The organism is Dietzia sp. JS16-p6b, assembly GCF_003052165.1.
In the GTDB taxonomy this organism is placed as follows: domain Bacteria; phylum Actinomycetota; class Actinomycetes; order Mycobacteriales; family Mycobacteriaceae; genus Dietzia.
The window spans coordinates 3,361,840-3,386,532 of record NZ_CP024869.1; the positions used below are offsets into that span (position 1 = coordinate 3,361,840).

Sequence of the window (24,693 nt, forward strand, 5' to 3'; positions counted from 1 at the left end):
CGGCGTCAGGACAGCGTGCGGGGTGCCTGGAACTCGGCCTCGAACCGCTCGAAGGAGAACGTGCCGAGCGCCCGAGCCCGATCGAGCCCCAGCTCGCGGATCGCCCCGGCGATCCGGCCGATGTGTCGATCCCCGTCCTCCGCCCCGGCGGCGATCGACACGCGCGCACCCCCCAGGGGACGGAACCGGCCGCCTGCGACTTTCGCACCCGCGCTGACCAGGACAGGCCTGCCGTCGAGGACCTGGATGCAGTTCATCCCGAGGGAGTGACGACCGGGCACCGGCACTCCCAGGCGGGTGTCGAACATGAGGTCGATCCCCCCTGTCCCGGAGGACCCGACGGCCCCCAGGCGGGCGTCGTCGAGCGCTCCGCCGGCCGTGCCGACCATGTCGCCCTTCCACTTGGGAAAACCCCAGAGCTCGTTGCCGGCCGCGAGGGTGAAATCCTGGTCGACAGGAAGCTCGTGGATGTGCTGACGCACCCCGACCCCCGGGACCTTGACCTGGAACGCCAACCCCACCTCGTGGTACCCACCCAGGACGTTGCCCGGGACATCGTGATAGCGGACGTGGATCACCGTGACCGGAGTCCGACCACCCGGTAGCGAGACCGGCTCGGCCCTCGCGGAGTCCAGGACGGCGGACTGGGGCCCGGAGGCGATCAGACGCCTGGCGACGGCGGCCCGCGACAGGAAGGCGGCACCCGATATCGAGGCGGAGACGACGGGGACCGGGAACGTGATCTGGCGACCCGCGACGACACGGGTGGTGGGAGAACTCATACTCCGACGTTAGCGGGTGCGGTAACAGGTTTCACTGCATTCGATCGCTAACACCACGCCGGGCAGGGCGGATAGACCACGTAGAGACGGGCACGCGGCCCGTCCCACGCGGAACACACCGCGTCACTCTCCCAGGAGGCACACCATGTTGAAGGCACTCGCCGACTTCTTCGCCCAGTTCGACTTCACGGTCGGGTCGTCCGCCGCGATCAACGGATTCATCTCCGGTTCCACCGCGGCCCTCGAGCAGTCGTTCGGCTTCGAGAGCTCGCTCGGCCGGCTCGCCGTGAGCAGTATCGGACAGATCGGTCAGGTCGAGAACGGAGTCTGACCCGGTCAGACCGGCACCCCAGAACCCCCGGCCACCCTCAGAGGTGACCGGGGCGACCGGTGTCTCAGGTGGGGTCCGACAGGTCCTCTGAGGGTACGGCCGCCAGGTGACCGCTGGACCTGCCCTTGTAGCGGGGCCGCAGCAGGTTCGACGGCGAGAGGATGTCGTCGACCTCCTCCGCCGAGAGCAGACCCATCTCAAGCACGACTTCGCGGACGCCGCGACCGGATCGCGCACACTCCCGTCCCACCAGGTCACCGTTGTGGTGCCCGATGACCGGGTTGAGATAGGTGACGATCCCGATCGAGTCCATGACGTTGCGGCGCGCCACCTCCACGTTGGCGGTGATGCCGCGGACACACTTCTCCGTGAGCGTCTCCATCGCGGACGTGAGCAACGAGATCGACTCGAACATCGCCTGCGCGATCACCGGCTCCATCACGTTGAGCTGCAGCTGGCCCGCTTCGGCCGCCATCGTCACCGTCACATCGTTGCCGATCACCTTGAAGCAGACCTGGTTGACCACCTCCGGGATCACCGGGTTCACCTTGGCCGGCATGATCGAGGACCCCGCCTGGAGCTCCGGGAGGTTGATCTCGTTGAGACCCGCCCGCGGACCGGAGGACAGCAGGCGCAGGTCGTTGCAGATCTTGGACACCTTCGACGCGGTCCGCTTGAGGGCCGCGTGGACGTTGACGTAATCGCCGGTGTCACTGGTCGCCTCGATGAGGTTCATGGCACCGGTCACCGGCAGACCGGTCACGAGCCGCAGGTGCTCGATGACCGCTCGCCGGTAGTCGGGCGGCGTGTTGACCCCGGTGCCGATGGCCGTGGCGCCCAGGTTCACGTCGAGCAGCATCCGGGCCGCGGCGCCGAGGACGTGGAGCTCCTCGTCGAGCGTCACCGCGAACCCGCCGAACTCCTGACCCAGGGACATGGGGACCGCGTCCTGCAACTGCGTGCGACCCATCTTGAGGACCTCGCGGAACTCCTCCGACTTGTCGTAGAAGGCCTCGCGCAATGCGACGATGGCCGGCTCGAGCCGCTCGAGGGAGTGCCACAGGGCGATCCGGAACCCGGTCGGGTACGCGTCGTTGGTGGACTGCGAACGGTTGACGTCGTCGTTCGGGCTGATCACGTCGTAGGCGCCCCTGGGATGACCGATCCGCTCCAACGCGAGATTGGCCACCACCTCGTTGGTGTTCATGTTCACCGACGTCCCGGCCCCACCCTGGTACACGCACGAGGGGAACTGGTCCATGCAGCGGCCGTCGACGAGGATCTCGTCGCAGGCACCGACGATGGCCTCGGCGACGTCCGGGTCCAGGACACCCATCTCCACGTTGGCCAGCGCCGCGGCCTTCTTGACCATGACCATCCCGCGGATGAAGTCCGGGATGTCGCTGATGGTCGTGGAGTCGATCGGGAAGTTCTCGACCGCCCTCACGGTGTGGATCCCGTAATAGGCGTCAGCCGGAACCTCCTTCTCGCCGAGGAGGTCTCGTTCCACACGGGTCTGGGTCATTCGTCCTCCGCTGGTCGGGTCGCCACGATCCACAGTAGCCACGGCCCCCGGCCCGCGCGCGGTGTCGCGGTTCGCGGGGATCCCCCGTCGCCGCGCCACTGTGCCTAGGGTGTGGTCATGTCCCGCACGACGACCTCCCGTCGCACCCGGACCCTGACCGCGGCGAAGGACCTCCTGCGCCCTCTGGCCCCCTCCGACGGGCTCCTGGGCAGCATCGTCGACAGGGGTCAGGAACCCCTGCCGCGAGGCACCTGGGCGGTCTTCGGAGTGGCGTTCGCGGGCTTCGCCATGCCCGTCATCGGGTTCGTGGAACTGGCCGAGAGGATCAGGTCCGGCGCCAAACTTCCCTTCGACCGGCCCGTCATGCTGTGGCTGCGCCGACGGCACACACCGCGCACCACCCGGATCGTCAGGGCCGTCACCGAACTCGGCGGGGTCACCGCGGTCCCCGTCTTCGCCCTCACCGCCGCCGGTTACCTGGCGTACGTCCGCGGCAGTCGTCGCCCGGCCGCGCTGCTCACGGTGTCCCTGGTCGGGTCCACCATCATCAACTCGGTCCTCAAGCTCCTGTACCGGCGCGACCGCCCCACCTTCTTCACCCACATCGTGCAGGAGAAGAGTTACTCGTTCCCCAGCGGGCACGCGATGGCGAGCGCGGCCCTCGCCGGGTGCGCCTGCGTTCTCGCCTGGCCCACCGGATGGCGATACCCGGTGATCGCGGGATCCGCGGCGTACGTCCCCGCGGTCGGGGTGACGCGCATGTATCTCGGGGTCCATTTCCCGAGCGATGTCCTGGCCGGCTGGTGCGTCAGCCTGGCCTGGGTGGGCGAGGTGGCCACGATCATGTGGCTCGCCGACCGCCTCGACTACTCCCCGCGGCTGCTCTCGCGCGCGGAGGCGTGATGGAGCCCCACCCGACACTCCCCCTCCGGCGGGGTGACGGCACGCGGGCGCGGGGTGCTCGGAGGGCGACCCCGGCCGTGATCCTGACCGAGGCCTTCGCCCCCTGGGTGGTGCTCACGGTCGGGTCGCTCCACCTCGGGCACCGCGTGGGATCTCCTGGCTGGGGCCTCGCGACCGCGACGGGACTGGGCCTGGCGCCCCAGACGGCCATCGCGTGGAGGGTCCGACGACAGGCCCTGTCCGATCACCACGTCACCCGGCGGGAGGAGCGCCCGCTCGTGATCGCCGGCATCGCCGGGTCGGTGGCGACCCTGATGGTGGCCCAACGACGCCGCGAGGCGCCCGCCGAGTTGAGGCGCATGACCCGGGCCGCCCTCCTGGCTCTGGGCGTCGCGGGCGCCGCCACCACCCGGGTCAAGGTCTCCTTCCACACCGCTGTCCTGGCCGGCGTCGTCGCGGTGCTCGCCCGGGAACTCTCGCCCCGCTACTGGCGGCTGCTCGTTCTGCTACCTCCCGTGGCCTGGGCCCGGGTCCGGATCGATCACCACACGCCGGTGGAGACCGCGCTGGGCGGCGTGATCGGTGCGACGTGCGGCTATTGGGGTGGCGGCCGGCGCCCCGCGGGATCGGACCCGGGTACCCGCGGGGCGCCGATCGACTGACCTCTCGTCAGATCCGGTCGACCAGCAGCTTGGCGAACGCGGCGGGGTCCGACAGCGTCCCGCCCTCGGCCAGGACGGCCGCACCCGAGAGCAGGCGCGCCGTCTGGGCGAGTCCCGGGGCCGACGGGTCCTCGGAATGTTGCGACCGCAACCGCTCGACCAGGGGGTGAGACGGGTTGAGCTCCAGAATCCTCTTGCTCGCGGGCAGCTCCATGCCCGAGGCCCGGTACATGGCCTCGAGTTGCGGGGTCATGTCGAACTCGTCGCCGACCATGCACGCGGCGGACTCGGTCAGACGATGCGACAGTCGCACCTGCTTGACCTCGTCGGCCAGCTCCTCGCCCAGCCAGTCGAGCAACCCGGCGAAATCCGCGGTATCCGCCTCGTCCTTCGTATCCTCACCCTCGGCTCCGATACCGGACAGGTCCACGTCGCCCTTGGCCACCGAGCGCAGCCGCCTGCCCTCGACCTCGCCGACCGCGTCGACCCACACCTCGTCGACCGGGTCGGTGAGCACCAACACCTCCACACCCCGCGCCCGGAACGCCTCCAGGTGCGGGGAGTTCTCCACCGCCGCGCGGGACGTGCCGGTGAGGTAGTAGATCTCCTCCTGCCCATCGACCATCCGGGAGATGTACTCGGCGATCGTGGTGCCCGCCTCGTCCTCGCCCCCGGTGCCCCCGTCGGACTCGTCCGGTCGCGGACGAGTGGACGCGAACGTGCTCACGGCGAGTAGTTGCTCGCGGGCGTCGACATCGGAGATCAAGCCTTCTTTCAGGACCGCGCCGAAGTTCTTCCAGAACGAACGGAACTCCTCGGGACGCTCGGTCCTGAGCTGCTCGATGGTCTGCAGCACCCGCTTGACCAGTCGCTTGCGGATCGCACGGACCTGGCGGTCCTGTTGGAGGATCTCGCGCGAGACGTTGAGAGAGAGGTCCTGGGCGTCGACGATTCCCTTGACGAAGCGCAGGAAGGGAGGCACCAGCTCCTCGCAGTCGTCCATGATGAAGACTCTGCGGACGTAGAGCTGAACCCCGCGCTTGGCGTCCGGCGAGAACAGGTCGAACGGGACCTGGGTGGGCAGGAAGAGCAGAGCCTGGTACTCGAACGTCCCCTCCGCCTTGAGGGTGATGGTCTCCAGCGGCTCGTCCCAGGCGTGGGAGACGTGACGGTAGAACTCCGCGTACTCCTCGTCGGTCACCTCGGAGCGGGGCCGCGTCCACAGCGCCTTCTGGGAGTTGAGCGTCACGGTCTCGGTGATCGTGCTCTCCGCGGCGGGGTCGTTCCCCTCGTCGTCGTCCCCCGTCGGTTCCGGTGCGGGGCGCTGCACCTCCATGCGGATCGGCCAGGCGATGAAGTCCGAGTAGGTGCGCACGACCCGGCGCAGCGTGGACTCCGCGGCATAGTCGGGCAGCGCCGCGTCCCCGCCGGTCGGCTTGAGCCGGAGGACCACCGAGGTGCCCTGGGGGGCGTCGGGGGCCTCCTCGATCGTGTACGTCCCCTCGCCTCCCGAGGTCCAGCGCGTGCCGGTGGTCTCGCCGGCCTTGCGGGTGACCAACGTGACCTCATCGGCGACCATGAAGGTGGAGTAGAACCCGATACCGAACTGGCCGATGAGATCGGCGGTCACCTGCTCGCTGGCCTCGCCCGACTCCTGCGCCGCGCGCGCCGCCGCGAGGGCCTCCCGCATCTGGCCGGTACCCGATTTCGCGAGCGTGCCGATGAGATCCACCACCTCGTCGCGGGACATCCCGATGCCGTTGTCGCGGATCGTCAGGGTGCGGGCCTGCTCATCGGGGATCAACTCGATGTGCAGGTCCGAGGTGTCGACGCCCAACGAGGAGTCCTGAATCGCGGCCAGCCTCACCTTGTCCAACGCGTCCGAGGAGTTGGAGATGACCTCTCGGAGGAAGGTGTCCGGGTTGGAGTAGATCGAGTGGATCATCAGATCCAGCAGTTGCCGGGTCTCGGCCTGGAACTCCCGGGTCTCTGCTGCACCGGAGGTCTGCGCGCTCATGGCGGGTATCGGTCCTTTCTCGTCACGGCTCAAGGGCTGGCGCGATCTGGTCACGCCGTCCCAGTCAACCTAGTGTGAGGCCCAGACATTCCTGCAGATGAGGTGACCGTGACCCCGACCCCGTTGAGCCCGGAGGACCTGTCGGTCCTCGACCGGGCCACCACCCTGTTCGGCCGCGCGCTCGCGGCGGGTCTCGACGGCGACTGCGACGCGTGCCCGGGATGGAGCCGCCGCGACTGCGCCAACCACGTCCTGGGCGGCGGGTTGCGCTACGCCGCCTACTTCCCGCGACTGCCGGAATCGGAGATCGCGTGGACCCGCACCGCCGACCACGCCGGCGAGACGCCGGTCCCCGCGCTGCACCGCACGTCCGCCGGCCTCAGGAAGGAACTCGCGCGGGCCCGGGACGCGGAGGCGACCGTCCCGCACCGGCTGGCAGAGATCCCGGTTCGCGACCTGCTCGCACTGCGGGTGTTCGAGTTGCTGATCCACGCGCACGACCTCGAGCCCCGGACCTGGGGTTCCGAGGAGGCGGAGGAGCTGGCCGCCTGGACCCTCGGCCACGCCCGGAGCGTGGTGGAGTTGATGCGGTCGTTCGACGTGCTGGCCGAGGCGAGACCCGTGTCGCTCGGGGCGGACTCGCGTGCCCGGCTCCTCGCGCTGGCCGGCCGCGACCCCGCGTCGGCCTGACCTCGCGGCGACGGCGAGGGCGACGGCGACGGCGACGAGATTTCACGTGACCGGCGCCGCCACCGGGTCTAGCGTTGCGGATACCGGGTCGCACCGGCACGCGGTCGCCCGTGACGAGAGGCTCCGATCATGGCCATGACCTGTATCCCCTACATCTCCTTCCCGGGTAACGCGTCCGAGGCGTTCCCGTACTACCAGGGGCTCTTCGGCGGGAAGCTCGACGTGATGACCTACGACCAGTTCCCGTCGACGGAGGACTTCCCGTTCGACCCGCCGCACGGGTCGGTGGCGCACGCGACCCTCGAGGCCCCCGGTATCAGCCTGACCGGCGGAGACTCCATGGGAGAGAACCTCCCGCAGCCGCGGAACGACGTCTACTCGTTCCTCCTGGGTTTCGACACCGAGGGCGAGGCCCGAGCGTTCCTGGACAAGGTCACCAGCAGCGGGGGCGAGATGGCGATGCCGTTCGAGGTCGCCCCGTGGGGGGACCTCTACGGGCAGGTCCACGATCGGTTCGGCATCCGCTGGGACGTGGTGGTCGAGGGCTCGGCCGGCTGAATCACCGACCGAACGACCCGTGACCGCGATGTCGGTCACGTCGGCTTGTTACGGTTCTGACATGGATATCTCCGGAGCAAGTGCAATCGTCACCGGTGGCGCATCGGGAATCGGCGCCGCCGTCGTCCGTCAGCTCGCCGCGCAGGGGGCCAAGGTGGTCGTCGCCGACCTCAACGCCGAGAAGGGCGAGGCGCTGGCGAACGACGTCGGCGGCACGTTCGTGGCTGTCGACGTGACCAAGACCGAGGACAACGTCAAGGCCGTCGAGGCCGCTCTCGAACTGGGCCCGCTGCGGTACCTGGTCAACTCGGCCGGCATCGGGTGGGCGCAGCGCACGATCGGCCGCGACGGAGAGTTCGCCTCGGCCTTCGACCTCGACTCGTTCCGCAAGGTCATCGACATCAACCTCATCGGCTCCTTCGACATGCTGCGACTGGCCGCCACGGCGATGTCCCGCGGCGAGGCCGACGAGGACGGCCAGAAGGGCGCGATCGTCAACATGGCCTCCGTCGCCGCCTTCGACGGCCAGATCGGCCAGGCCGCGTATTCCGCCTCCAAGGGCGGAATCGTGGGGCTGACCCTCCCCGTCGCTCGTGATCTGTCGGCCGCCGGCATCCGCCTCAACACCGTCGCCCCCGGCCTCATCGACACGCCGATCTACGGCGAGGGCCCCGACTCCGAGGCGTTCAAGGCCAAGCTCGGTGAGAGCGTGCTGTTCCCCAAGCGTCTCGGCTCGGGCGACGAACTGGCGTCGATGGTCATGGAGCTGCTCACGAACCCCTACATGAACGCGCAGACCGTGCGCGTCGACGGTGGCGTCCGGATGCCACCGAAGTGAGCTGACACCGACGTGAGCTGACACCGACGTGAGCTGACACCAGGTCGCCTCGGGTACACGACGGCCCCGCCGGAATCGATTTCCGGCGGGGCCCCTCGCGTATCCAGGCCCTTCCGGTTTTAGAGTGCATTGATCCGGTCCTGAAGCTGTCCGGAGTGGATCAGTGACCGCAAGATGTAGTGCTTGAGGTTCCGGAAGCCCAGGGCGATTCCGCGGAGGTGCTCGAGGCGTCCGTTGATGGCTTCGACGGGGCCGTTGGAAGCGCCCACGTCGAAGTAGGCCAGGATCTCCCGATGCCGCTTCCACAGCGAACGGCCGAGCTGCGCGAGCTCGGGGAGTTCGGCGGGTACACCGGCCCGGATCGACTTGAGGAGCTTGTACATAGCGATCTTGCCCTCCCGCTTGCCCGAGGCTTCGTAAGCAGTGATGAGTCGCTGGTAGACGCCGTAGGTGACCTCCACCGCCGCGTGCGCGTCATGGGCGGTGAACGCTTGGAACAGGCGCATCTTCTGCTTGTCGGTCAGCAGTTCAGCGCGGGTTCGCAGGGTGCGGCGGATGCCGTACAGCGGGTCGCCCGTGCGGCCCCGGTGCCCGGTGGTGGCCTGCTGGATGCGTTGGCGGCACACGGTGAGCTTGTCGGCGGCCAGGTGCACGACGTGGAACGGGTCCATCACCGTCCGGGCAGCGGGCACCGCGCTGGCGGCGGCGGTGTGGTAGCCGGCGAACCCGTCCATCGTGACAACCTTGACCCGGTCTCGAAACACCTGGTCACGGGCGTCCAGCCACTCGGTGAGGACCTTCGCCGAACGGCCCGGGACCATGTCCAACAGGCGAGACGGGCCGGTGCCGTCCACGACCGGGGTCAGGTCGACCAGGACGGTGACGAACGCACTGCTGCCGTCGCCGCGCACGTGCTTCCATTTGTGCTCATCGACACCGAGAACGCGGACTCCGTCGAAGTGTCCGGGCTGCTCGTAGACCATCGTGCGAACCTCCGAGACCGCCAGGTCATTGACCAGGTCCCACCCCAGCCCGAGGGCCTTGGCCACGGCGGACACGCTGGTGCGGTCGATCGCCAGACGCTGCAGGATCCAGCGGCTGCAGCGGCGGGTGGTCTTGGCCCGCGGCTCGGCCAACGCCGGCATCCGCTGCTGGAAGATCCTCGTAGCGCACTCGGTGTTGTCGCAGGTGAAGCGCGGTACCCGCACGTGCAGTCTGGTGGGATGCCCGACGATCGGTAGATCCGTGACCTTCCGCTGGACGTGGTCCCGCAAACGGCCCGCCATCCCGCACTCGGCGCAGATCGGGTCGAGTGTGACCGGGGCGCAGAACAGGTGCGTGAGCTCGTCAGCCACAGCGGCGTCGGTGATGGTCACCCCGAGCTCGACGGTGCGGCAGATGGTGTCGGCGAGCAGGCTGGCGGTAGCGTTCAAAGCGGGTCCTGGGGATGCGAAGTGCTGGTGTAGGAACTTGCATCTTCACACGCCCCAGGACCCCTACATCTTGTGCCTCACCGCATCACCGCAGCATCCCCGCTACGCACTCCGGATCCGGAAGAGCCCGTATCCAGGGCCCGTCGTACGGCCACGCCGCGCCCGTCCCTCACTGTTCGCATCCGCCGACCGCAGCCGCCCGTGTCCCTGAACTCTCGCGTGCGCAACCGCGCAGGCCGGTGTTCATCCAGACGGGCGTCTGCCCCGCAGGCGTACAGGCGCGGGAGCAGATGCCCGCCCGGCGGCGGTCAGGTCTTGGCGCGGCGCTTCTTCAGCCGACCTTCGAGGTAGACGGCGAACTTGGTGAGCGAGTAGTTGATGACCACGAAGAGGATGCCCGCCACGATGTACGCGGGAACGGTGTTGGCGTAGGCGGACCCGAGGGTCTTGGACCAGTTGAGCAACTCCAGGTAGGTGATGCCGTAGCCGAGGGCGGAATCCTTGAGGACGACGACGAGTTGGCCGACGAGCGCCGGGAGCATGGCCGTGAGAGCCTGCGGGAGCTGGATCGAGCGGAGCACCTGCCCCGGCGTGAGGCCCACGGCGAGCCCGGCCTCGGTCTGGCCCTTGGGCAGTCCGTGGACTCCGGAGCGGACGAGTTCCGCGATGACCGCGCCGTTGTAGAGGGTCAGGGCGGTGACCACCGCGGCCAGCGGCGCGTGCTGGTTGGGCACGAGGTTCGAGGTCGCGAAGTATCCGAAATAGGCGAACACCATCATCAGCAACACCGGGACCGAGCGGAAGAACTCCACGATCACGCCGCAGAACCACCGCAGCGGCGCGAACGGCGAGAGTCGACCCATACCGAAGAGCAAACCGAAGATCACCGCGAGCACGACGGAAATGGCTGCCGCCGTGAACGTGCCCTTGAGACCGGGGATCAGGTAGGAGGTCCACACCTGCGGGTCGGTGACGAAGGGCTCCCACATGAACGCCTGCAGCTGGCCGGCGGCCTCGAACTGGACGTAGACCACATAGGCGATCCCGACGGCGATCAGGGCACCGACCACCGTGAAGATCTTGTGGCGGAGTCGGGCCTTGGGTCCCGGGGCGTCGAACAGAACGGCCTGGGTACTCATCGCTTCACCGCCAGCTTCCGTGAGAGGGAGGTGGTCCAGAGCCCGATCGGGAGGGTGAGCACCACGAACACCATGGCGAAGAAGAAGAACGTCGGCAGGCTGGCACCCTCGTTCTCGGTGATCACCTGCAGCAGCCCGGCGGAGTCACCTACGCCGATGACCGCGGCGACCGTCGAGTTCTTGATGAGCGCGATGATGACCGAGCCGAGGGGGGCGATGGAGCCCCGGAAGGCCTGCGGGAGGATCACCTCGCGCAGCGACTGCCCGAACCCCAGCCCGATCGACCGGGCCGCCTCGGCCTGCCCCACCGGGACCGTGTTGACGCCGGAGCGCAGCGCCTCGCAGACGTACGCCGCGTGGTAGACCGCGAGCATGATCGCGGCCCACCAGAAGGCGTTGCGGGCGAAGTTGTCCGAGACGGACAGCTGGAGGATGAAGGACAGGCCGAGGATGCTGAAGACCATCAGCAGGGTCAACGGCAGGTTGCGGAAGATGTTGACGTAGGAGGTGCCGAGCCCCCGGAGGACGGCCACCGGGGAGACCCGCAGGATCGCGACGATCGTCCCCAGCACCAGCGCGCCCGCCGTCCCGAGCAGCGAGAGCTGGATGGTGACCCACACCGCCCCGAAGACGTCGTAGTTGGCGAATATGTCGCCCATGGTCGACCTTCCCTCATGAGGAGTGTGAGGTCCTCCGCGCCACTGTCCACTGTGACGCGGAGGACCCGGGTGGTCAGATCAGGCGCAGGCGTCCGGGTTGGGCGGGTTCCCCTCGCCCGGGACGAACCCGGCCGGGCCGAGGTTCTCCTCGACGGCGGCCTCCCAGCTGCCGTCGGCGATCATCTCGCGGATGGCCTCGTTGATCTGCTCGCACTTCTCGGTGTCGCCCTTCCGGATGCCGATCCCGTAGAGCTCCTCGGAGAACGGGGCGCCGACGACCTTGAGCTGGCCCTGGTACTGGTCCTGCGCGGCGTACCCCGCGAGGATCGTGTCGTCCGTGGTCAGGGCGTCGACCGCGTTGGACACCAGTGCCGAGACACATTCGGAGTAGGTGCCGAACTCCTGGAGGTTGACCCCCGGGACCTCTTCCTGGACGTTCTGGGCCGAGGTGGACCCGGAGACCGAGCACAGGCGCTTGCCCTCGAGGGAGGCCGGGCCCGTGATGCTGTCGTCATCCGCGCGGACCAGCAGATCCTGGCCGGCGATGAAGTACGGCCCGGCGAAGTCGACCTTCTCCTTCCTGGAGTCGGTGATCGAGTAGGTGGCGACGATCATGTCCACCTGGCCGGTCTCGAGGAGGGTCTCGCGCTGCGCGCTCGGCGCCTGGACCCACTCGATGTCCTCGGCGGGGGTGCCGAGCTTCTCGGCGATGTACGTGGCCACGTCGACGTCGAGCCCGGTGTAGTCGTTGCCCTCCTTGAGACCGAGGCCCGGCTGATCGAATTTGATGCCGATCCGGAGCTGGTTCTCGCCGCCGTCGTCGTTCCCGCACGCGGCGAGGCCGAGGGCCAGGGTGACCGCCGCGGCGGCCGATCCGATCCGTCGGAAGTTCATGGGTTCTCCTCGTGAAATGGGTGGGTAGGGATAGTGGGAATCGGTGTCGGATCGGGCGGGCGGGGGTGAGAACGCCGCTGCAGACCGACTCAGTTGGTCAGGATCTTGGACAGGAAGTCCTTCGCGCGACCGCTCTGCGGGTTGGTGAAGAACTCTTCAGGGGTCGCCTGTTCGACCAGCTCGCCGTCGGCCATGAAGATGACGCGGTCGGCCGCCTTCCGGGCGAATCCCATCTCGTGGGTGACCACGACCATCGTCATGCCGGACTTGGCCAGGCCCGTCATCACGTCGAGGACCTCGTTGATCATCTCCGGATCCAGGGCGGAGGTCGGCTCGTCGAAGAGCATCACCTTGGGGTCCATCGCCAGGGACCGGGCGATCGCCACGCGTTGCTGCTGACCGCCGGACAACTGCGCCGGATACTTGGCCGCCTGGTGGCCCACACCGACGCGGTCGAGCAGTTCCATCGCCCGCTTCTCGGCGGCGGCCTTGGTCTGCTTGCGCACCTTGATGGGTCCGAGGGTGACGTTCTCGAGGATCGTCTTGTGGGCGAACAGGTTGAACGACTGGAACACCATGCCGACGTCCGCGCGGAGCCTGGCGAGCGCCTTGCCCTCCTGGGGCAGTTCCTTGCCGTCGATCGTGATGGAGCCCGATTCGAAGGTCTCGAGCCTGTTGATCGCGCGGCAGAGGGTCGACTTTCCGGAACCCGAGGGCCCGATGACGACGATGACCTCGCCCTGTTCGATGGACATGGTGATGTCCTTGAGCGCCTGGAAGTCACCGAAGTGCTTGTTGACGCCAGAGATCTCGACGAGTGCCATGCGGAGATCATAAGCGCCTGAGGGTTTATCGAGTATCGACTCGCCGATCCGGGATTGCGGTCGACAACTCCGCCCCCCCTCCGTACCGTCAGCGTATGGCGATATCAGACGTGCAGGAATACGCCCATCTCTCCGCCGAGGACGTCGAGGAAATCGGCCGAGAGCTCGACGCGATCCGGCAGGAGGTCGTGGATTCGCTCGGCGAGTCCGACCGCCGGTACGTGAACGACACCATCCGTCTCCAGCGCGGCCTCGTGGCCGGTGCCCGTGTGGTGCTCCTCTTCTCCGGGTATCGACCCGCGTGGCTGCTCGGCACCGGCATGCTGGCCGCCGGCAAGATCATCGAGAACATGGAGCTCGGCCACAATGTGATGCACGGGCAGTGGGACTGGATGAACGACCCGGAGATTCACTCCACCACGTGGGAGTGGGACATCGTGGGGACCTCGGAGCACTGGAAGGCCACCCACAACTACCACCACCACAAGTACACCAACATCGTGGGGATGGACGACGACGTGGGGTATGGCGTGGTTCGCGTGACCCGCGACCAGCCCTGGCATCCGGGGTACTCGCTCAACATCGTGTGGAACACGATTCTCGCGTTCACTTTCCAGTGGGGCGTCGGGGTGCAGCACCTGGAGATCGCGCCCGGCACGATCAACTCCTCGGGGTGGCCCGAGCAGAAGCGGCGCATCGGCCAGTTCCTCCGCAAGGCCCGCCGCCAGGTGGGTAAGGACTACGTATGGTTCCCGTTGCTCTCCGGGCCCAACTGGAAATCGACGATGGCGGCCAACGCCACCGCGAACGTCATCCGCAACCTGTGGTCGAACGCGGTGATCTTCTGCGGGCACTTCCCGGACGGCGCCGACAAGTTCACCCTCGAGGATCTCGAGGAGGAGACGCAGGCCCAGTGGTATCTGCGACAGATGCTCGGGTCGGCGAACTTCACGGGGAGCGATCTCACCCACTTCATGTCGGGCAACCTGTCGTTCCAGATCGAGCACCATCTCTTCCCGACCATTCCGTCCAACCGGTACAAGGAGCTTTCGGTGAAGGTCCAGGACGTGTGTCGGCGCTGGGACCTGCCCTACACCACCGGCCCGCTGTACAAGCAGTACTGGCAGTCATGGCGCACGATCGCCAAGCTCTCGCTTCCGAACCGGTTCCTCAAGGCCGGCCCGGACGATGCCCCGGAGACCAGGTCCGAGCGCATGTTCGCGGGTGAACCGCGTACCTACACCGACCCCCAAGGGGCTCGGTCGGGCTTGGTCACCGCACTGAAGCACCACACCGACCCGGAACAGCTCCGGCGTCTGACCCGCACGGCCTGACGGTGGCGGACGACCAGGTGAGCGAGGGCGCCGGCAGCACCCGCCGGACGCCGAGCGTCGACGAGACCCACCGGCGTCCGGCGGGTGCGACCGACGCCGAGGTGGAAGCCGCCGGCACGGCGAGCGAGGCACTCGAATACATCGAGCGGGCCCGCGGGCGCCTGTACGACATGCACCAGCTGATCGGGCGGGCGGACCTGCTCTACCAGAAAGCCGCGGACCAGTTGGAAGCAGTGGGCAGAACCCAGCTCGCCGAGACGATCCGGTCTGAGATGGTGGGGGTGAACGTCCTCCACGGACGATGGACGTTCCAGATGGTCGAGGAGTTCGACGACGGCTTCTGGACGACGGCCCGCCGGGTCAGCCGGGCGGTGGTCGACGAGGTGACCGGTGGCCGGCAGCACGTGCACGAGGCCGAGATGAAGGAACGGAACCGGTCAGCCGGGCGCGACGGCCACGAGCCGACCCCGTAGGCGCATCGTCGCGCCGCCTACGGGGTCGGGGCTTGACAGCGGTCGAGAACTGGACGGGGATCGAGGACTGTCAGTGACCGAGTGCCGTCAGCCGGTGCGGTGCCGACCGGCCAGGGCGTGACGTTCGGACTCGGTCGTCCCACCCCAGACGCCGTACAGTTCCTTCGAATCCATGGCGAATTGACGACACGCGTCGAACACGGGGCATCCCTGACATACCGCCTTCGCCTTGTCCTCCTTACGTCGGCGCTGCCCCTTGGATTCGTCGTCCGCGCTGTAGAACAGGTCTTCCAGATCGATACACGCGGCGGAGTCGCGCCACGACCAGAATTCTGCGGTTGGTTGCAGGTTCCTGTATCTGGGCATGGCGTCTCCTCCTCGCGAGACTGAAGTGCCCTGCCATGAGCCCTGAAGGTTCAGAATGCGATGACCTCATATTCTCAGTTGACAGAAACACGTCAAACGCACGAAGCCCAACCAAGGCTTTCCTAACCGCCTCGAAATGCCTGTGATGCTGGGACGATCAGTCGATTCTTCCTGAGGTTAAAGTTAGGCAATAAAACTGAGCCCAGGATCTGTCACCCCACGAGCCCTCTCGTGGCGGCCCTGATGACCTCGGCGGCGCGGGCGGCCGCCCCGTCGACACCCCACCACGATCTGATCCCCGTCGACGCGCCGTCCCGGGAGCGATCGACCTGGGCGGTGACGGCGTGGGCGACAGCCGTCGGGCCGTCGCCGTACCTCATCACGGCGGCCCCGGGGATCCCGTGGAGGGCCTCGGCCGTCGCGTCCTGCTCACCGTACGGTCGGCGGCCCGGGACCACGACGAGCGGGACATCGGCGCAGGCCGCGTCCGCCACCGATGCCTGCCCCGCCCCGGTCACCACCACGTCCGCCGAGCACAGCTCCGGCCACGGGTCCTCGAGCCACGATCCGTCCGGTCCGCCGATCTCCAGCCAGTCGGCGACCCCGAGATCGCGTGCGGTCATTCTCACGGCCCGCCAGAACCGGTGGTCGCCTCCGGTGCCGGAGCCGTTCAGGTGGACCACCCGTGGCCGGTTCAGGTGATCACGTGGTTCGGGGTCCCGTCGCTCGAACCGGGACACCCCACCGATCTCCTCCACGGGGCTGTCGATCCTCCGCAGAGTGGCCTGGTGCACGCCCGGAGGCCACGCCCCGATCAGGCGCTCGGCAGCCCGGAAACTGAGCAGGTGGGGTTCGTCCTCCCGCACCCCGGGCGGGAGGGTGCTGACCATCGGGATGCCGGTCATGTGCGCCGCGAGTGACATGGCCGGCGAGGAATCGACCCAGAAGGCGCGAGGCCGCGCGCGATCGATCCACGCGACGGCCTCGCGACGCGCCTCCAGGGGGATCTCCTCCGGGGCCTGGAGGTCGCCGGGTTCGGCGGAGAGATGGACGACCCGCGTCCCCGGCGGGAGGAGCGAGTCGTCGAACCGCCCCGCGATCAGCATCGTCACGTCGAGACCGCGCTCCCGTAGTGCGCCCATCACGGGGAGCACGCGGTGGAGGTGACCACGCCCCTCGTTGTGGACGTAGATGCCGATCATCCGCTCACCCCCACTCGACGCGTGTCCCGGCCGGCCCCGTCGCCCTAGTCCGCTCCGCGGATCGCCCCGAGGAGGGCGTCGCAGAAAGCGGGGAGATCGTCGGGGTTGCGGCTCGTGAACACGCCGTCCGAACTGACCAGCTCCTCGTCGACCCACTCGGCGCCGGCGTTGACCAGATCCGTGCGCAGACTGGGGTAGGAGGTCACCCGGCGGCCCCGGACGACGTCCGCCTCGATCAGCACCCAGGGTGCGTGGCAGATGGCGAGAACCGGCTTGCCCGCTTCGACCATCTCGCGGACGAGGGTCACGGCGTGCTGGTCGCGACGGAGGGCGTCGGGATTGGCGACGCCGCCGGGTAGGACCAGCACGTCGGCATCGGCGGCGGTGACGTCGGCGGTCGTGCGGTCGACGGCCTGGGTGCCGGCCGGGCTGAGGTGGTCGACGAGTTCGACCTCTCCGTCGGAAGTGCTCACCAGGAGCGCCGTGTGGCCGGCCTCGGTCACGGCACCCCATGGTTCGGTCAGCTCCACCCGCTCGATCCCCTCGCCGGCCACGAGGAAGACGACGGTCCTGGTGTCAGTGTTCACATCCTGTGTCTCGGTCATTCTCCGATCGTGGGGCCGCACCCCCCGGGACCGCAACCGGACCGCCGGTGGCCCCCGGCTCGGCCGTGCGGCACGATGTGGTGAATGCGACGACGAGGCCCTATCGACCGACGAGGACGAGGTGACCGCGGACGTGGTGGATGCGGGTGCTTCCTGCTCGTCCTGCTGCTCCTGATCCTCGGGGTGGCCGTGGCGGCGGAGTTCGGAGCCCGCTGGTACCTGTCGGACCGGGCGGAACGCGAGGCCTCGGCTCGGCTCGGCGCCCCGGTGTCGGTGGGTTTCGGCCCCACGCCGATCCTCTGGGACCTTGCCACCAGCCGGGCCGTCGACACGGTCCGGATGACCTCTCCAGGTGACCGAGACGCGCCCCGGATCGACGTGACCGGGCATTCGGTCAGCATGGCCGACGGCAGCATCGTCGCCGCGTCGGCGGACGGGACCGCCACGCTCAGCGGCGACCAGCTCACGGCGGCGGCGGCCGAGGGCAATCCCGCCGGCGACTCCCCGGTCGCGGGGCTGACGGAGGTCAGGTCGGTGCGCCCCGACGCGCAGGCCGGTCTGCTGCGCGCGGACATCGGTGGGATAGCCGAGATCGGCGTGGCGCCCGGGGTCTCGGGCGGACGGCTCACCCTGACCCCGGAGGAGACCGGGGTGCTCGGCCTGCCCCTGCCGGACGGGGTGTTCTCCGGGATCACCGGCACCGTCGACACGACGGTCGCCTCACTCCCCGAGGGGGTGTCGATCCACGGGGCGCGAGTGGTGCCCGACGGACTCGAGGTCGCCCTCGTCGGCACGGACGTCACGCTGAGGTAGCGGCACCGCCGTGGTCCGCCGGACGACGCCGGGTCCCGGAGACCGCCGGGACGCACAGTTCCGTGGGTTCCGTCCGACCCCGGACCACCTCCGATCCCACCCGATTCCACCGCTCGGCCTCGGCGGCCCCGGCCGAATCGACCGCGGCACCGGAGGCCAGGACGAGTCCGGACTGCGTCTTCGCCAGTTCGCACAGCCGCGACGCCTCGTTGACCGCGTCTCCGATGACCGTGTACTCGAAACGGTCGTCGGCGCCGACGTACCCGGCGACCACGCCCCCGTAGGAGGCACCGATCCCGGCCTGGCATCCCGGTACCCGGTCGGGCAGCCGCTCGCCGAGCACACGGGCGCAGGCCAGTGCGGCGGACGCCGGGTCGTCCATCGACCGGGGCGCGCCGAACACGACGAGTGCGGCGTCGCCGAGGAAGCTGTCGACGACGCCGTTGTACTCCTCTACCGTCTCAACGACCACCCGGAAGAACCTGTTGAGCACGTCGACGACCTCCGTCGCCTCCGACCGCACCGCCATCTCGGTGGAACCGATGATGTCGACAAAGACGACGCCGACTTCGGAGGCGCTCCCGCCCAGTTCGGGATCGCGTTCCTCGGCGGCCTCCGCGACGTCACGACCCACGTGGCGACCGAACAGGTCCCGGAGCCGTTCGCGTTCCTGAAGCCCGGCGGCCATGCGGTTGAACCCACGCTGGAGCTCACCGAGTTCCGTTCCGTCGTAGACCACCACCCTCCGGTCGAGCTTCCCGTCCGCGACGTCCTCCATCGCCCAGCGGACGCTCCGAAGCGGACCGAGCACCGATCCGGTGGCGAGGGAGACGAGCAGGAATCCGGCGAGCAACGACGTGGCCCCGAGAACGATCGCGATGACGGCGAGGCGTTCCAGTGTCAGGGCGCGGCCCGCCAACGTGTAGATCGCCACGATGATGAGTCCGGAGATCGGCACCCCACTACCGACCGCCCAGGACACCCGGAGGCGGGTCATCGCACCGAGGAACCGTGCGCGGGGGGCCGGACCGCTGGCGAGCGCGACCGCGGCCACCGGACGGAGACCGAAGTCGGCGAAGAGAAACGCCACACCACAGACCACGAGTCCGGAGAAGACGATGGTGAACCCGACGGTCGGGATGGTCGCCGGGTCGATCACCCCGAACGCCGGCGTCACCACGGCTGCGCCGAGCAACCAGAGGAAGGCCTGGATGAGGGTCATACGGGTGGGCAGGCGGAGCGCCCGCACGCGCTCCCGATCCGTGGGCTCGCGGCCGTCGAGGAACCACCGGACCCGGCGGTAGACCACCCCGCGGACCCAGACCGTCCCGACCACGGTCGCCAGGGACACGTACCCGGGTACCACGATGACGTTGGGAACCAGGAACTCCCGGGACAACAGGGTGGGGCCCGGCAGGACGAAGAGGATCAACACCGCCGCGACGGCCACCCCCACGAGGTTGGACGCCAGCAGGGTCAGAACCAACAGGATCCGGACCCGTAGGGTCCGCATCCGCGCGGACTCCGTCTCCCGCCCGAGCAGCACCGAGCCCAGTTCCGGGCGTCGCAGCAGGGACAGGTCGAGTCGCACGGTCCACATCGTGCCATCTGCGGGCCCGGAATAGACGACCTCGTCACATCAGGCCCGGGGAACTGTCGCGGGGCGCCCCGTGGAGCGTAGGGTGGAGCGGTCGGCCCGCACCACTCTTGCCTCGGGCCGCGTCGGATGTCGACCTCCCGTGGTCGCGCACCGGGCACGTCGCTCACCTGCGACGGGGTAGCCCAGGAGCGCGCCGGGCAAGACGCCCCATCTACCTACGGAGATTCCTCCCTTGTCACGTTCCTTCGCCGATCTCGGCGTTCCTTCCTCCCTGCTCGACGTCCTCGCGGGCGTCGACATCGTCACCCCCACCCCCATCCAGTCGGCCACGTTGCCCGACGCGATGGCCGGACGCGACGTCCTGGGCCGGGGCCGCACCGGCTCCGGCAAGACCTATGCGTTCTGCCTCCCCCTGGTCACCCGCCTCGCCGCGTCCGCGACCGCCGGCGGTCGCCGGAAGCGCAACGCCCCGCGTGGGCTGATCCTCGCCCCCACCCGCGAGCTCGCTCGCCAGATCGACGAGACGCTCGCGCCACTGGCCAAGGCGATGGGCCTCAAGACCACCGTGATCTTCGGCGGCGTATCGCAGGGGCGCCAGGTCAGCGCGCTCGACCAGGGGGTCGACATCGTGGTGGCCTGCCCGGGTCGGCTCGAGGACCTCATGGGGCAGAGGCACTGCCGCATGGATTCGGTCGAGGTGAGTGTCCTCGACGAGGCCGACCACATGGCCGACCTGGGCTTCCTCCCGGGAGTGACCCGGATCCTGGCGGCCACGCCCGCGGGTGCGCAGCGGCTTCTCTTCTCCGCGACCCTGGACCAGGGTGTGGACAAGCTCGTCCGCAAGTTCCTCGACAACCCGGTCGTCCACGAGGTCGACGACGGCTCCGCCACCCCCGGCGCGACCGCCCACCACGTCGTCCACGTGGACCCGGACGACCGCGTCCGCGCACTGGCGGATCTGGCCGGGGTGAACGAGCGCACCGTCATGTTCACCCGCACCAAGCACGGCGCCAAGCGACTGGCCAAGCAACTCTCCGGCCGCGGCGTGACCAGCGTCGACCTGCACGGCAACCTGTCGCAGAACGCGCGGGTGCGCAACCTCGACGCGTTCTCCTCGGGCCGGGCGAGCGTGCTCGTGGCCACCGACATCGCGGCCCGCGGTATCCACGTCGACGACGTGGGACTGGTCGTCCATGCCGATCCGCCCGCCGAGCACAAGGCGTACGTGCACCGCTCGGGTCGGACCGCGCGTGCAGGTGCCGTCGGCACCGTCGTCACCGTGGCCACCTCCGACCAGGTCCGCGAGGTGCGCTCGCTCCTGCGGTCGGCCGGGGTGACCGCGGGTGAGATCGTGCTCCCCGTGGGTGCGAACGCCGCTACCGCACTGGCCGAGGCCCCCGAGCCCCCCGCCCACGTGCCCGGGGACGACGCGCCCGCGGGCCGCCCGAGTCAGGGCCAGGGCCGCCAGAGCCACAACCGACAGCGTCAGGGCCGCGCCCAGAGCGGGCAGGGCCAGAGCCGCCAGGGCCGGGAGCGGGACGGCGGCGGACGCGGTGGCCACGGGCAGGCGTCGTCCGGGTCGGAGGGGCCCCGTCGCCGCCCCCGTCGCCCCCAGAGCGCCGGAACCCAGGGTTCTTCCGGTGGCCACGGTTCGGCGCGTCAGGGTTCGGGGCGTCAGGGATCGGCGCAGGGTTCCGGAGGCCAGCGTTCGGCCGCCACCCACACGATCGCCCAGAGTGCGGGGCAGCCGCGGGGCGGCGAGCGCCGGAGGGCCAGCCGCCCCGCCGGCTGAGTCCGCTCCCCCTCGAGTCGCCCGATCGATCAGCCGCCGGCCGTCACCCGAACACGGTGATGGTCTGGCGGCTGATCGCCGTCAGTGCCCCATCGGGTCCCCACAGCATGGCGTGCGTGTGGGCGTACCCGTCGCGGGAGGCATCGGTGGTGGCCTCGTACGCGAAGACCGCCTCCGGCGGGATCGTGTCGGGGCCGACTTCCGAGACGAGCTCCAGCGTCCAGGTCAGACTGCTGGCGGGCGCGAACCCGGAGAGCATCTGGATGGTCGCCGGCGGCCAGGCGTCCGCGAGCACCAACAGGTGCTCCTCGTGGAACTCCTCCGGGGCCTCGCGCAACTGCGCCCAGCCCGACAGATCGCCGGTCTCGGCTCCGCTGAAGGGCAGGGCGCCACCCACCTGCCTCAACGCGAGGAACCGGTAGAACTCGGGGGTCACCTTCTCGATGTACGGAAACGGTTCGATCGTGCCGGGTTCCGGCAACTCCGGCACGGGATGTCGCGGCGCGACGGCGATGGTGGACTCGCGGTGCCGCCCGAACGCCGCCAGTGCCGTGGCGACGATCGCGCCCTCCTGTCGCAGGGTGGCCCGGGCCTGCGTCACGTTCTTCCCGACCCGGAGGATCTCCGCGTCGACCTCGACGCCGCCCGTCGTAGCAGGGCCGACGAACGAGACGGTGAATGATCTCAACGGGTGTAAAGAACCGGCGGCCACGCCATCTCCCGACCCGGCCCCCACCCCTGACGGCGACGCATCCCTCACGCGGCCTTTGGCCGCCGCGAGCAGCAGGGCTCCGGTCAGTCCCCCGTAGATCGCCCGGCCCTGTGTCCACCCGTCCGCGATCTCCACGGTCCCACCGGCCGAGGCGGCCTCCAACATGCTCTTCAGCGACATGCCGGACAGTCTGCCAAAGGGGTCAGTGGACCAGTTGGGCGCGCCCCTTCTGCCGGAGCGCAGCCAGTGCGGACGTCAGACCCGGCATCTTCGGCATCCGGTCGAACATCTTCTCGCTGCGGGTCTCCGCCGCGTCGTCGGCGGTCCGGTGGAGGAACCTGTCGGGCAGTGAGAGCCTCGCGATGGTGCGCCAGGACTGCAGGTACTGCTTCCACAGCGGTCCGCTCACGTAGGGCAGGTCGTACCGGTCGCACAACTCCCGGACCCGGAGCGAGATCTCCGCGTACCGGTTGGACGGCAGGTCGGGGAACATGTGGTGCTCGATCTGGAACGACAGGTTGCCCGACATGAGGCTCATGACCGGGCCGCCGTCGAGGTTGGCACTGCCGAGCATCTGGCGCAGGTACCACTCGGCCTGCGACTCGTGCTTCACGTCCTTGGCCGTGAACTTCTCGGCCCCGTCCGGGAAGTGCCCGCAGAAGATCACCGCGTTGGTCCAGATGTTCCGGATGATGTTCGCGGCGAAGCTCGCGGTCAGCGCCTGCCGTCCGGCCGGCCCGGCCAGAACGGGGAACAGGATGTAGTCCTTGAGCACCTGCTTTCCCGCCTTGCGCAGGAACGCACGGGCGGTGCGCTGGTCGGCCGGGCTGGCATCGGAGCCCGGGAGCGCGTCCTGGACACGAACCCCCTGCAGTCCGATCCCCCACTCGAATCCCGCCATGAGCGCGGTGTTGACGAGCAAGTTCGCGGAGAACCTGGGCTCCCACGGAATGTCACGTGTGACCCGCAGGACCCCGAACCCCACGTCGTCGTCCATCCCGACGATGTTGGTGAACTTGTGATGCAGATAGTTGTGCGTGTGCTTCCAGTCCGCCGAGCTGCCGACCAGGTCCCATTCCCACGTGGTGGAGTGGATCTCCGGGTCGTTCATCCAGTCCCACTGCCCGTGCAGGACGTTGTGCCCGATCTCCATGTTCTCGAGGATCTTGGCCACTGCCAGAGCCCCCGTACCCAGAACCCAGGCGGTCCGGTTCCGCGCGCCGAGGTACAACACGGCCCGGGCCCCGAGTTCGATTCCCCGTTGCAGCCGGATCACGCTGTGGATGTACCGGTAATCCCGGTCCCCGCGGGATGCCAACACATCGGCCCTGATCGCGTCGAGCTCCCGTCCGAGCTCGTCGATCTGCTCGGTAGTCAGGTGCGCGTACTCGCCTACATCAGAAATGGCCATGGATCAACTCTAGGCGCGCTCTCCGATTCGCGGCTACCGGCGAGTAGCAATGAGGGTCGGATACGTGACCAAGGGCACGCGGCGACCGTCCTCTCAGGCAGCCCACGACCGGCGCAGGACCTCCAGCGATCCGTGCACCCGCTCACGGCTCGAGCCCACCGGGGCGATCATCAACTCGTCCGCGCCCGCGCGTTCGGCGAAGTCCGCCAGGTAGTCGCGGACCTCCGGCCCGTCACCCACCGCGGTGTAGGAGATCATGTGCAGGATCTGGCGACCGGCCGCCGACTCCATCACCATGTCCAGCTCCTCGTCTGAGAAGTGGCGTCCGCGTCCGGCCATGAGCTTGACGCGCTGACGGCGATACCAGTGCAGTTCACCTGCCGCTCGCTCCGTGTCGTCGTCGGCCACCACGTTGACCGCGGCGATCATGTACGGCTCGGCCAGCTGATCGCTGGGCTCGAAGCGGTCGCGGTACACCGCCGAGGCCTGCTCGAGCGCATCGGGCGCGAAGTGCGAGGCGAACGCGTAGGGCAGTCCGTACGCGGCGGCCAGCTGCGCGCCGAACAGGGAGGACCCGAGGATGTAGAGCGGGATCCTGGTCCCGCGTCCGGGCGTCGCCGTGATCCCGCGGGTACGGGCGAGGTCCGAGGGCGAGTCCCCCAGGAAGGCCTGGAGTTCACGGACGTCGTCGGGGAAGCGCTCGGCGGCCGACGGGTCACGACGTAGGGCGCGGAACGTCTGCGGGTCGGTGCCCGGGGCCCGGCCCAGTCCCAGGTCGATACGGCCCGGGTGCAGCTCGGCGAGTGTGCCGAACTGCTCGGCGATCACGAGCGGCGAGTGGTTGGGCAGCATCACCCCGCCGGACCCCAGCCGGATCCGCCGGGTCTGCGAGGCGATGTGCGCCATGAGCACCGCCGGGGCCGAGGAGGCGATGGACCCCATGTTGTGGTGCTCGGAGTACCAGACCCGCTCGTACCCGAGTTCCTCCGCCTTGCGGGCCAGGGCGACCGAGTCCCGCAGCGCGTCGCCGACGGACTGCCCCGGGCGGACCGAGGCGAAGTCGATCACGGACAGGGGCAGCGGGGAGGGGGTCATGACGGGTCCAACCCCCGTCCCGCGGGGCCTATTCC

Annotated in this window: 25 protein-coding genes; 10 read left to right on the plus strand and 15 right to left on the minus strand. The window is 69.0% G+C overall.

The genetic code is table 11. From position 1 onward, the window contains the following. Positions 1-5: 5 nt before the first annotated feature. Positions 6-782 (minus strand): acetoacetate decarboxylase family protein, encoded by a 777-nt coding sequence (locus tag CT688_RS15535; RefSeq protein WP_107757623.1) that lies wholly within the window; start codon positions 780-782, stop codon positions 6-8. A gap of 145 nt (positions 783-927) precedes the next feature. On the opposite strand from CT688_RS15535, the gene CT688_RS15540 reads away from it, so the two are divergent. Next, positions 928-1,113: a hypothetical protein gene (locus tag CT688_RS15540; protein WP_107757624.1), complete on the plus strand. Its 186-nt coding sequence runs from the start codon at positions 928-930 to the stop codon at positions 1,111-1,113. A gap of 64 nt (positions 1,114-1,177) precedes the next feature. Here CT688_RS15540 and aspA read toward each other — a convergent pair whose 3' ends face one another. Continuing rightward, on the minus strand, positions 1,178-2,638 hold the full coding sequence (gene aspA / locus CT688_RS15545) for an aspartate ammonia-lyase (RefSeq protein ID WP_107757625.1): 1,461 nt from the start codon (positions 2,636-2,638) through the stop codon (positions 1,178-1,180). Between the two features lie 117 nt (positions 2,639-2,755). On the opposite strand from aspA, the gene CT688_RS15550 reads away from it, so the two are divergent. Further along, the gene (locus tag CT688_RS15550) at positions 2,756-3,541 is read left to right on the plus strand and encodes a phosphatase PAP2 family protein (RefSeq protein WP_107757626.1); all 786 of its coding nucleotides are present in this window, start codon (positions 2,756-2,758) and stop codon (positions 3,539-3,541) included. A gap of 77 nt (positions 3,542-3,618) precedes the next feature. Next, positions 3,619-4,203: a hypothetical protein gene (locus CT688_RS15555; RefSeq protein ID WP_231750394.1), complete on the plus strand. Its 585-nt coding sequence runs from the start codon at positions 3,619-3,621 to the stop codon at positions 4,201-4,203. Positions 4,204-4,210: 7 nt separating this feature from the next. Here the strand turns inward: CT688_RS15555 and htpG are convergent, their stop codons facing one another. Then, positions 4,211-6,220 (minus strand): molecular chaperone HtpG, encoded by a 2,010-nt coding sequence (gene htpG / locus CT688_RS15560; RefSeq protein ID WP_107757628.1) that lies wholly within the window; start codon positions 6,218-6,220, stop codon positions 4,211-4,213. A 108-nt stretch (positions 6,221-6,328) separates the two neighbouring features. On the opposite strand from htpG, the gene CT688_RS15565 reads away from it, so the two are divergent. The 3 genes from CT688_RS15565 (at position 6,329) to CT688_RS15575 (ending at position 8,306) form a co-directional block, all read left to right on the plus strand. Then, positions 6,329-6,910, plus strand: a complete 582-nt coding sequence (locus CT688_RS15565) for a maleylpyruvate isomerase N-terminal domain-containing protein (protein WP_107758262.1) — start codon at positions 6,329-6,331, stop codon at positions 6,908-6,910. Positions 6,911-7,045: 135 nt separating this feature from the next. Then, positions 7,046-7,468 carry a VOC family protein gene (locus CT688_RS15570; RefSeq protein WP_309234122.1) on the plus strand — a complete coding sequence of 141 codons (423 nt, stop codon included), beginning with the start codon at positions 7,046-7,048 and terminating at the stop codon, positions 7,466-7,468. A 61-nt stretch (positions 7,469-7,529) separates the two neighbouring features. Continuing rightward, positions 7,530-8,306 (plus strand): SDR family NAD(P)-dependent oxidoreductase, encoded by a 777-nt coding sequence (locus tag CT688_RS15575; RefSeq protein ID WP_107757630.1) that lies wholly within the window; start codon positions 7,530-7,532, stop codon positions 8,304-8,306. A 119-nt stretch (positions 8,307-8,425) separates the two neighbouring features. Here CT688_RS15575 and CT688_RS15580 read toward each other — a convergent pair whose 3' ends face one another. The 5 genes from CT688_RS15580 to CT688_RS15600 all read right to left on the minus strand — a co-directional run bounded on the left by CT688_RS15580 (position 8,426) and on the right by CT688_RS15600 (position 13,255). Then, positions 8,426-9,739, minus strand: coding sequence for an ISL3 family transposase (locus CT688_RS15580; RefSeq protein ID WP_107755580.1), 1,314 nt, complete (start codon positions 9,737-9,739; stop codon positions 8,426-8,428). Between the two features lie 308 nt (positions 9,740-10,047). Beyond that, positions 10,048-10,878: an amino acid ABC transporter permease gene (locus tag CT688_RS15585; protein WP_107757631.1), complete on the minus strand. Its 831-nt coding sequence runs from the start codon at positions 10,876-10,878 to the stop codon at positions 10,048-10,050. Continuing rightward, positions 10,875-11,537: an amino acid ABC transporter permease gene (locus CT688_RS15590; RefSeq protein WP_017837355.1), complete on the minus strand. Its 663-nt coding sequence runs from the start codon at positions 11,535-11,537 to the stop codon at positions 10,875-10,877. The genes CT688_RS15585 and CT688_RS15590 overlap by 4 nt, the downstream gene beginning before the upstream one ends. A gap of 78 nt (positions 11,538-11,615) precedes the next feature. Further along, a complete protein-coding gene (locus CT688_RS15595) occupies positions 11,616-12,431 on the minus strand; it encodes a glutamate ABC transporter substrate-binding protein (protein ID WP_107757632.1) in 816 nt (271 codons plus the stop codon). A gap of 89 nt (positions 12,432-12,520) precedes the next feature. Continuing rightward, the gene (locus CT688_RS15600; protein ID WP_107757633.1) at positions 12,521-13,255 is read right to left on the minus strand and encodes an amino acid ABC transporter ATP-binding protein; all 735 of its coding nucleotides are present in this window, start codon (positions 13,253-13,255) and stop codon (positions 12,521-12,523) included. 95 nt (positions 13,256-13,350) lie between these two features. Here CT688_RS15600 and CT688_RS15605 point away from each other — a divergent pair, with 95 nt between their 5' ends. Both CT688_RS15605 and CT688_RS15610 read left to right on the plus strand, forming a co-directional pair. Further along, on the plus strand, positions 13,351-14,589 hold the full coding sequence (locus CT688_RS15605) for a fatty acid desaturase (RefSeq protein WP_107757634.1): 1,239 nt from the start codon (positions 13,351-13,353) through the stop codon (positions 14,587-14,589). A gap of 2 nt (positions 14,590-14,591) precedes the next feature. Then, positions 14,592-15,062 (plus strand): hypothetical protein, encoded by a 471-nt coding sequence (locus CT688_RS15610; protein ID WP_231750395.1) that lies wholly within the window; start codon positions 14,592-14,594, stop codon positions 15,060-15,062. Positions 15,063-15,149: 87 nt separating this feature from the next. On the opposite strand, the gene CT688_RS15615 is transcribed toward CT688_RS15610, so the two are convergent. From CT688_RS15615 to CT688_RS15625, 3 genes are all read right to left on the minus strand, one after another. Further along, on the minus strand, positions 15,150-15,428 hold the full coding sequence (locus CT688_RS15615; RefSeq protein WP_107757635.1) for a WhiB family transcriptional regulator: 279 nt from the start codon (positions 15,426-15,428) through the stop codon (positions 15,150-15,152). A gap of 212 nt (positions 15,429-15,640) precedes the next feature. Beyond that, a complete protein-coding gene (locus CT688_RS15620; protein WP_107757636.1) occupies positions 15,641-16,630 on the minus strand; it encodes a glycosyltransferase in 990 nt (329 codons plus the stop codon). 44 nt (positions 16,631-16,674) lie between these two features. Further along, on the minus strand, positions 16,675-17,235 hold the full coding sequence (locus CT688_RS15625) for a type 1 glutamine amidotransferase domain-containing protein (RefSeq protein WP_107757637.1): 561 nt from the start codon (positions 17,233-17,235) through the stop codon (positions 16,675-16,677). Between the two features lie 84 nt (positions 17,236-17,319). Here CT688_RS15625 and CT688_RS15630 point away from each other — a divergent pair, with 84 nt between their 5' ends. Next, on the plus strand, positions 17,320-18,048 hold the full coding sequence (locus CT688_RS15630; protein WP_107757638.1) for a DUF2993 domain-containing protein: 729 nt from the start codon (positions 17,320-17,322) through the stop codon (positions 18,046-18,048). Here CT688_RS15630 and CT688_RS15635 read toward each other — a convergent pair. Then, positions 18,035-19,648: an adenylate/guanylate cyclase domain-containing protein gene (locus tag CT688_RS15635; RefSeq protein ID WP_107757639.1), complete on the minus strand. Its 1,614-nt coding sequence runs from the start codon at positions 19,646-19,648 to the stop codon at positions 18,035-18,037. The two genes, CT688_RS15630 and CT688_RS15635, sit on opposite strands and share 14 nt — an antisense overlap. Before the next feature lie 232 nt (positions 19,649-19,880). Here CT688_RS15635 and CT688_RS15640 point away from each other — a divergent pair, with 232 nt between their 5' ends. After that, positions 19,881-21,440, plus strand: a complete 1,560-nt coding sequence (locus tag CT688_RS15640) for a DEAD/DEAH box helicase (protein WP_107757640.1) — start codon at positions 19,881-19,883, stop codon at positions 21,438-21,440. 43 nt (positions 21,441-21,483) lie between these two features. Here the strand turns inward: CT688_RS15640 and CT688_RS15645 are convergent, their stop codons facing one another. The 3 genes from CT688_RS15645 to CT688_RS15655 all read right to left on the minus strand — a co-directional run bounded on the left by CT688_RS15645 (position 21,484) and on the right by CT688_RS15655 (position 24,658). Further along, a complete protein-coding gene (locus CT688_RS15645) occupies positions 21,484-22,332 on the minus strand; it encodes a thioesterase family protein (RefSeq protein ID WP_107757641.1) in 849 nt (282 codons plus the stop codon). A 22-nt stretch (positions 22,333-22,354) separates the two neighbouring features. After that, positions 22,355-23,563, minus strand: coding sequence for an acyl-CoA desaturase (locus CT688_RS15650; RefSeq protein WP_107757642.1), 1,209 nt, complete (start codon positions 23,561-23,563; stop codon positions 22,355-22,357). A 93-nt stretch (positions 23,564-23,656) separates the two neighbouring features. Further along, positions 23,657-24,658 carry an LLM class flavin-dependent oxidoreductase gene (locus CT688_RS15655; RefSeq protein ID WP_107757643.1) on the minus strand — a complete coding sequence of 334 codons (1,002 nt, stop codon included), beginning with the start codon at positions 24,656-24,658 and terminating at the stop codon, positions 23,657-23,659. Between the last annotated feature and the right edge of the window lie 35 nt (positions 24,659-24,693).

What these genes read in the sequence shown, in the direction of transcription:
- CT688_RS15655 (WP_107757643.1), bottom strand. Translation starts at nt 24,658, where the DNA reads ATGACCCCCTCCCCGCTGCCCCTGTCCGTGATCGACTTCGCCTCGGTC.
- CT688_RS15620 (WP_107757636.1), bottom strand. Translation starts at nt 16,630, where the DNA reads ATGATCGGCATCTACGTCCACAACGAGGGGCGTGGTCACCTCCACCGC.
- CT688_RS15575 (WP_107757630.1), top strand. Translation starts at nt 7,530, where the DNA reads ATGGATATCTCCGGAGCAAGTGCAATCGTCACCGGTGGCGCATCGGGA.
- CT688_RS15625 (WP_107757637.1), bottom strand. Translation starts at nt 17,235, where the DNA reads ATGACCGAGACACAGGATGTGAACACTGACACCAGGACCGTCGTCTTC.
- CT688_RS15605 (WP_107757634.1), top strand. Translation starts at nt 13,351, where the DNA reads ATGGCGATATCAGACGTGCAGGAATACGCCCATCTCTCCGCCGAGGAC.
- CT688_RS15630 (WP_107757638.1), top strand. Translation starts at nt 17,320, where the DNA reads ATGCGACGACGAGGCCCTATCGACCGACGAGGACGAGGTGACCGCGGA.
- CT688_RS15535 (WP_107757623.1), bottom strand. Translation starts at nt 782, where the DNA reads ATGAGTTCTCCCACCACCCGTGTCGTCGCGGGTCGCCAGATCACGTTC.
- CT688_RS15635 (WP_107757639.1), bottom strand. Translation starts at nt 19,648, where the DNA reads ATGTGGACCGTGCGACTCGACCTGTCCCTGCTGCGACGCCCGGAACTG.
- CT688_RS15595 (WP_107757632.1), bottom strand. Translation starts at nt 12,431, where the DNA reads ATGAACTTCCGACGGATCGGATCGGCCGCCGCGGCGGTCACCCTGGCC.
- aspA (WP_107757625.1), bottom strand. Translation starts at nt 2,638, where the DNA reads ATGACCCAGACCCGTGTGGAACGAGACCTCCTCGGCGAGAAGGAGGTT.
- htpG (WP_107757628.1), bottom strand. Translation starts at nt 6,220, where the DNA reads ATGAGCGCGCAGACCTCCGGTGCAGCAGAGACCCGGGAGTTCCAGGCC.
- CT688_RS15650 (WP_107757642.1), bottom strand. Translation starts at nt 23,563, where the DNA reads ATGGCCATTTCTGATGTAGGCGAGTACGCGCACCTGACTACCGAGCAG.
- CT688_RS15540 (WP_107757624.1), top strand. Translation starts at nt 928, where the DNA reads ATGTTGAAGGCACTCGCCGACTTCTTCGCCCAGTTCGACTTCACGGTC.
- CT688_RS15645 (WP_107757641.1), bottom strand. Translation starts at nt 22,332, where the DNA reads ATGTCGCTGAAGAGCATGTTGGAGGCCGCCTCGGCCGGTGGGACCGTG.
- CT688_RS15585 (WP_107757631.1), bottom strand. Translation starts at nt 10,878, where the DNA reads ATGAGTACCCAGGCCGTTCTGTTCGACGCCCCGGGACCCAAGGCCCGA.
- CT688_RS15615 (WP_107757635.1), bottom strand. Translation starts at nt 15,428, where the DNA reads ATGCCCAGATACAGGAACCTGCAACCAACCGCAGAATTCTGGTCGTGG.
- CT688_RS15600 (WP_107757633.1), bottom strand. Translation starts at nt 13,255, where the DNA reads ATGGCACTCGTCGAGATCTCTGGCGTCAACAAGCACTTCGGTGACTTC.
- CT688_RS15570 (WP_309234122.1), top strand. Translation starts at nt 7,046, where the DNA reads ATGACCTGTATCCCCTACATCTCCTTCCCGGGTAACGCGTCCGAGGCG.
- CT688_RS15590 (WP_017837355.1), bottom strand. Translation starts at nt 11,537, where the DNA reads ATGGGCGACATATTCGCCAACTACGACGTCTTCGGGGCGGTGTGGGTC.
- CT688_RS15550 (WP_107757626.1), top strand. Translation starts at nt 2,756, where the DNA reads ATGTCCCGCACGACGACCTCCCGTCGCACCCGGACCCTGACCGCGGCG.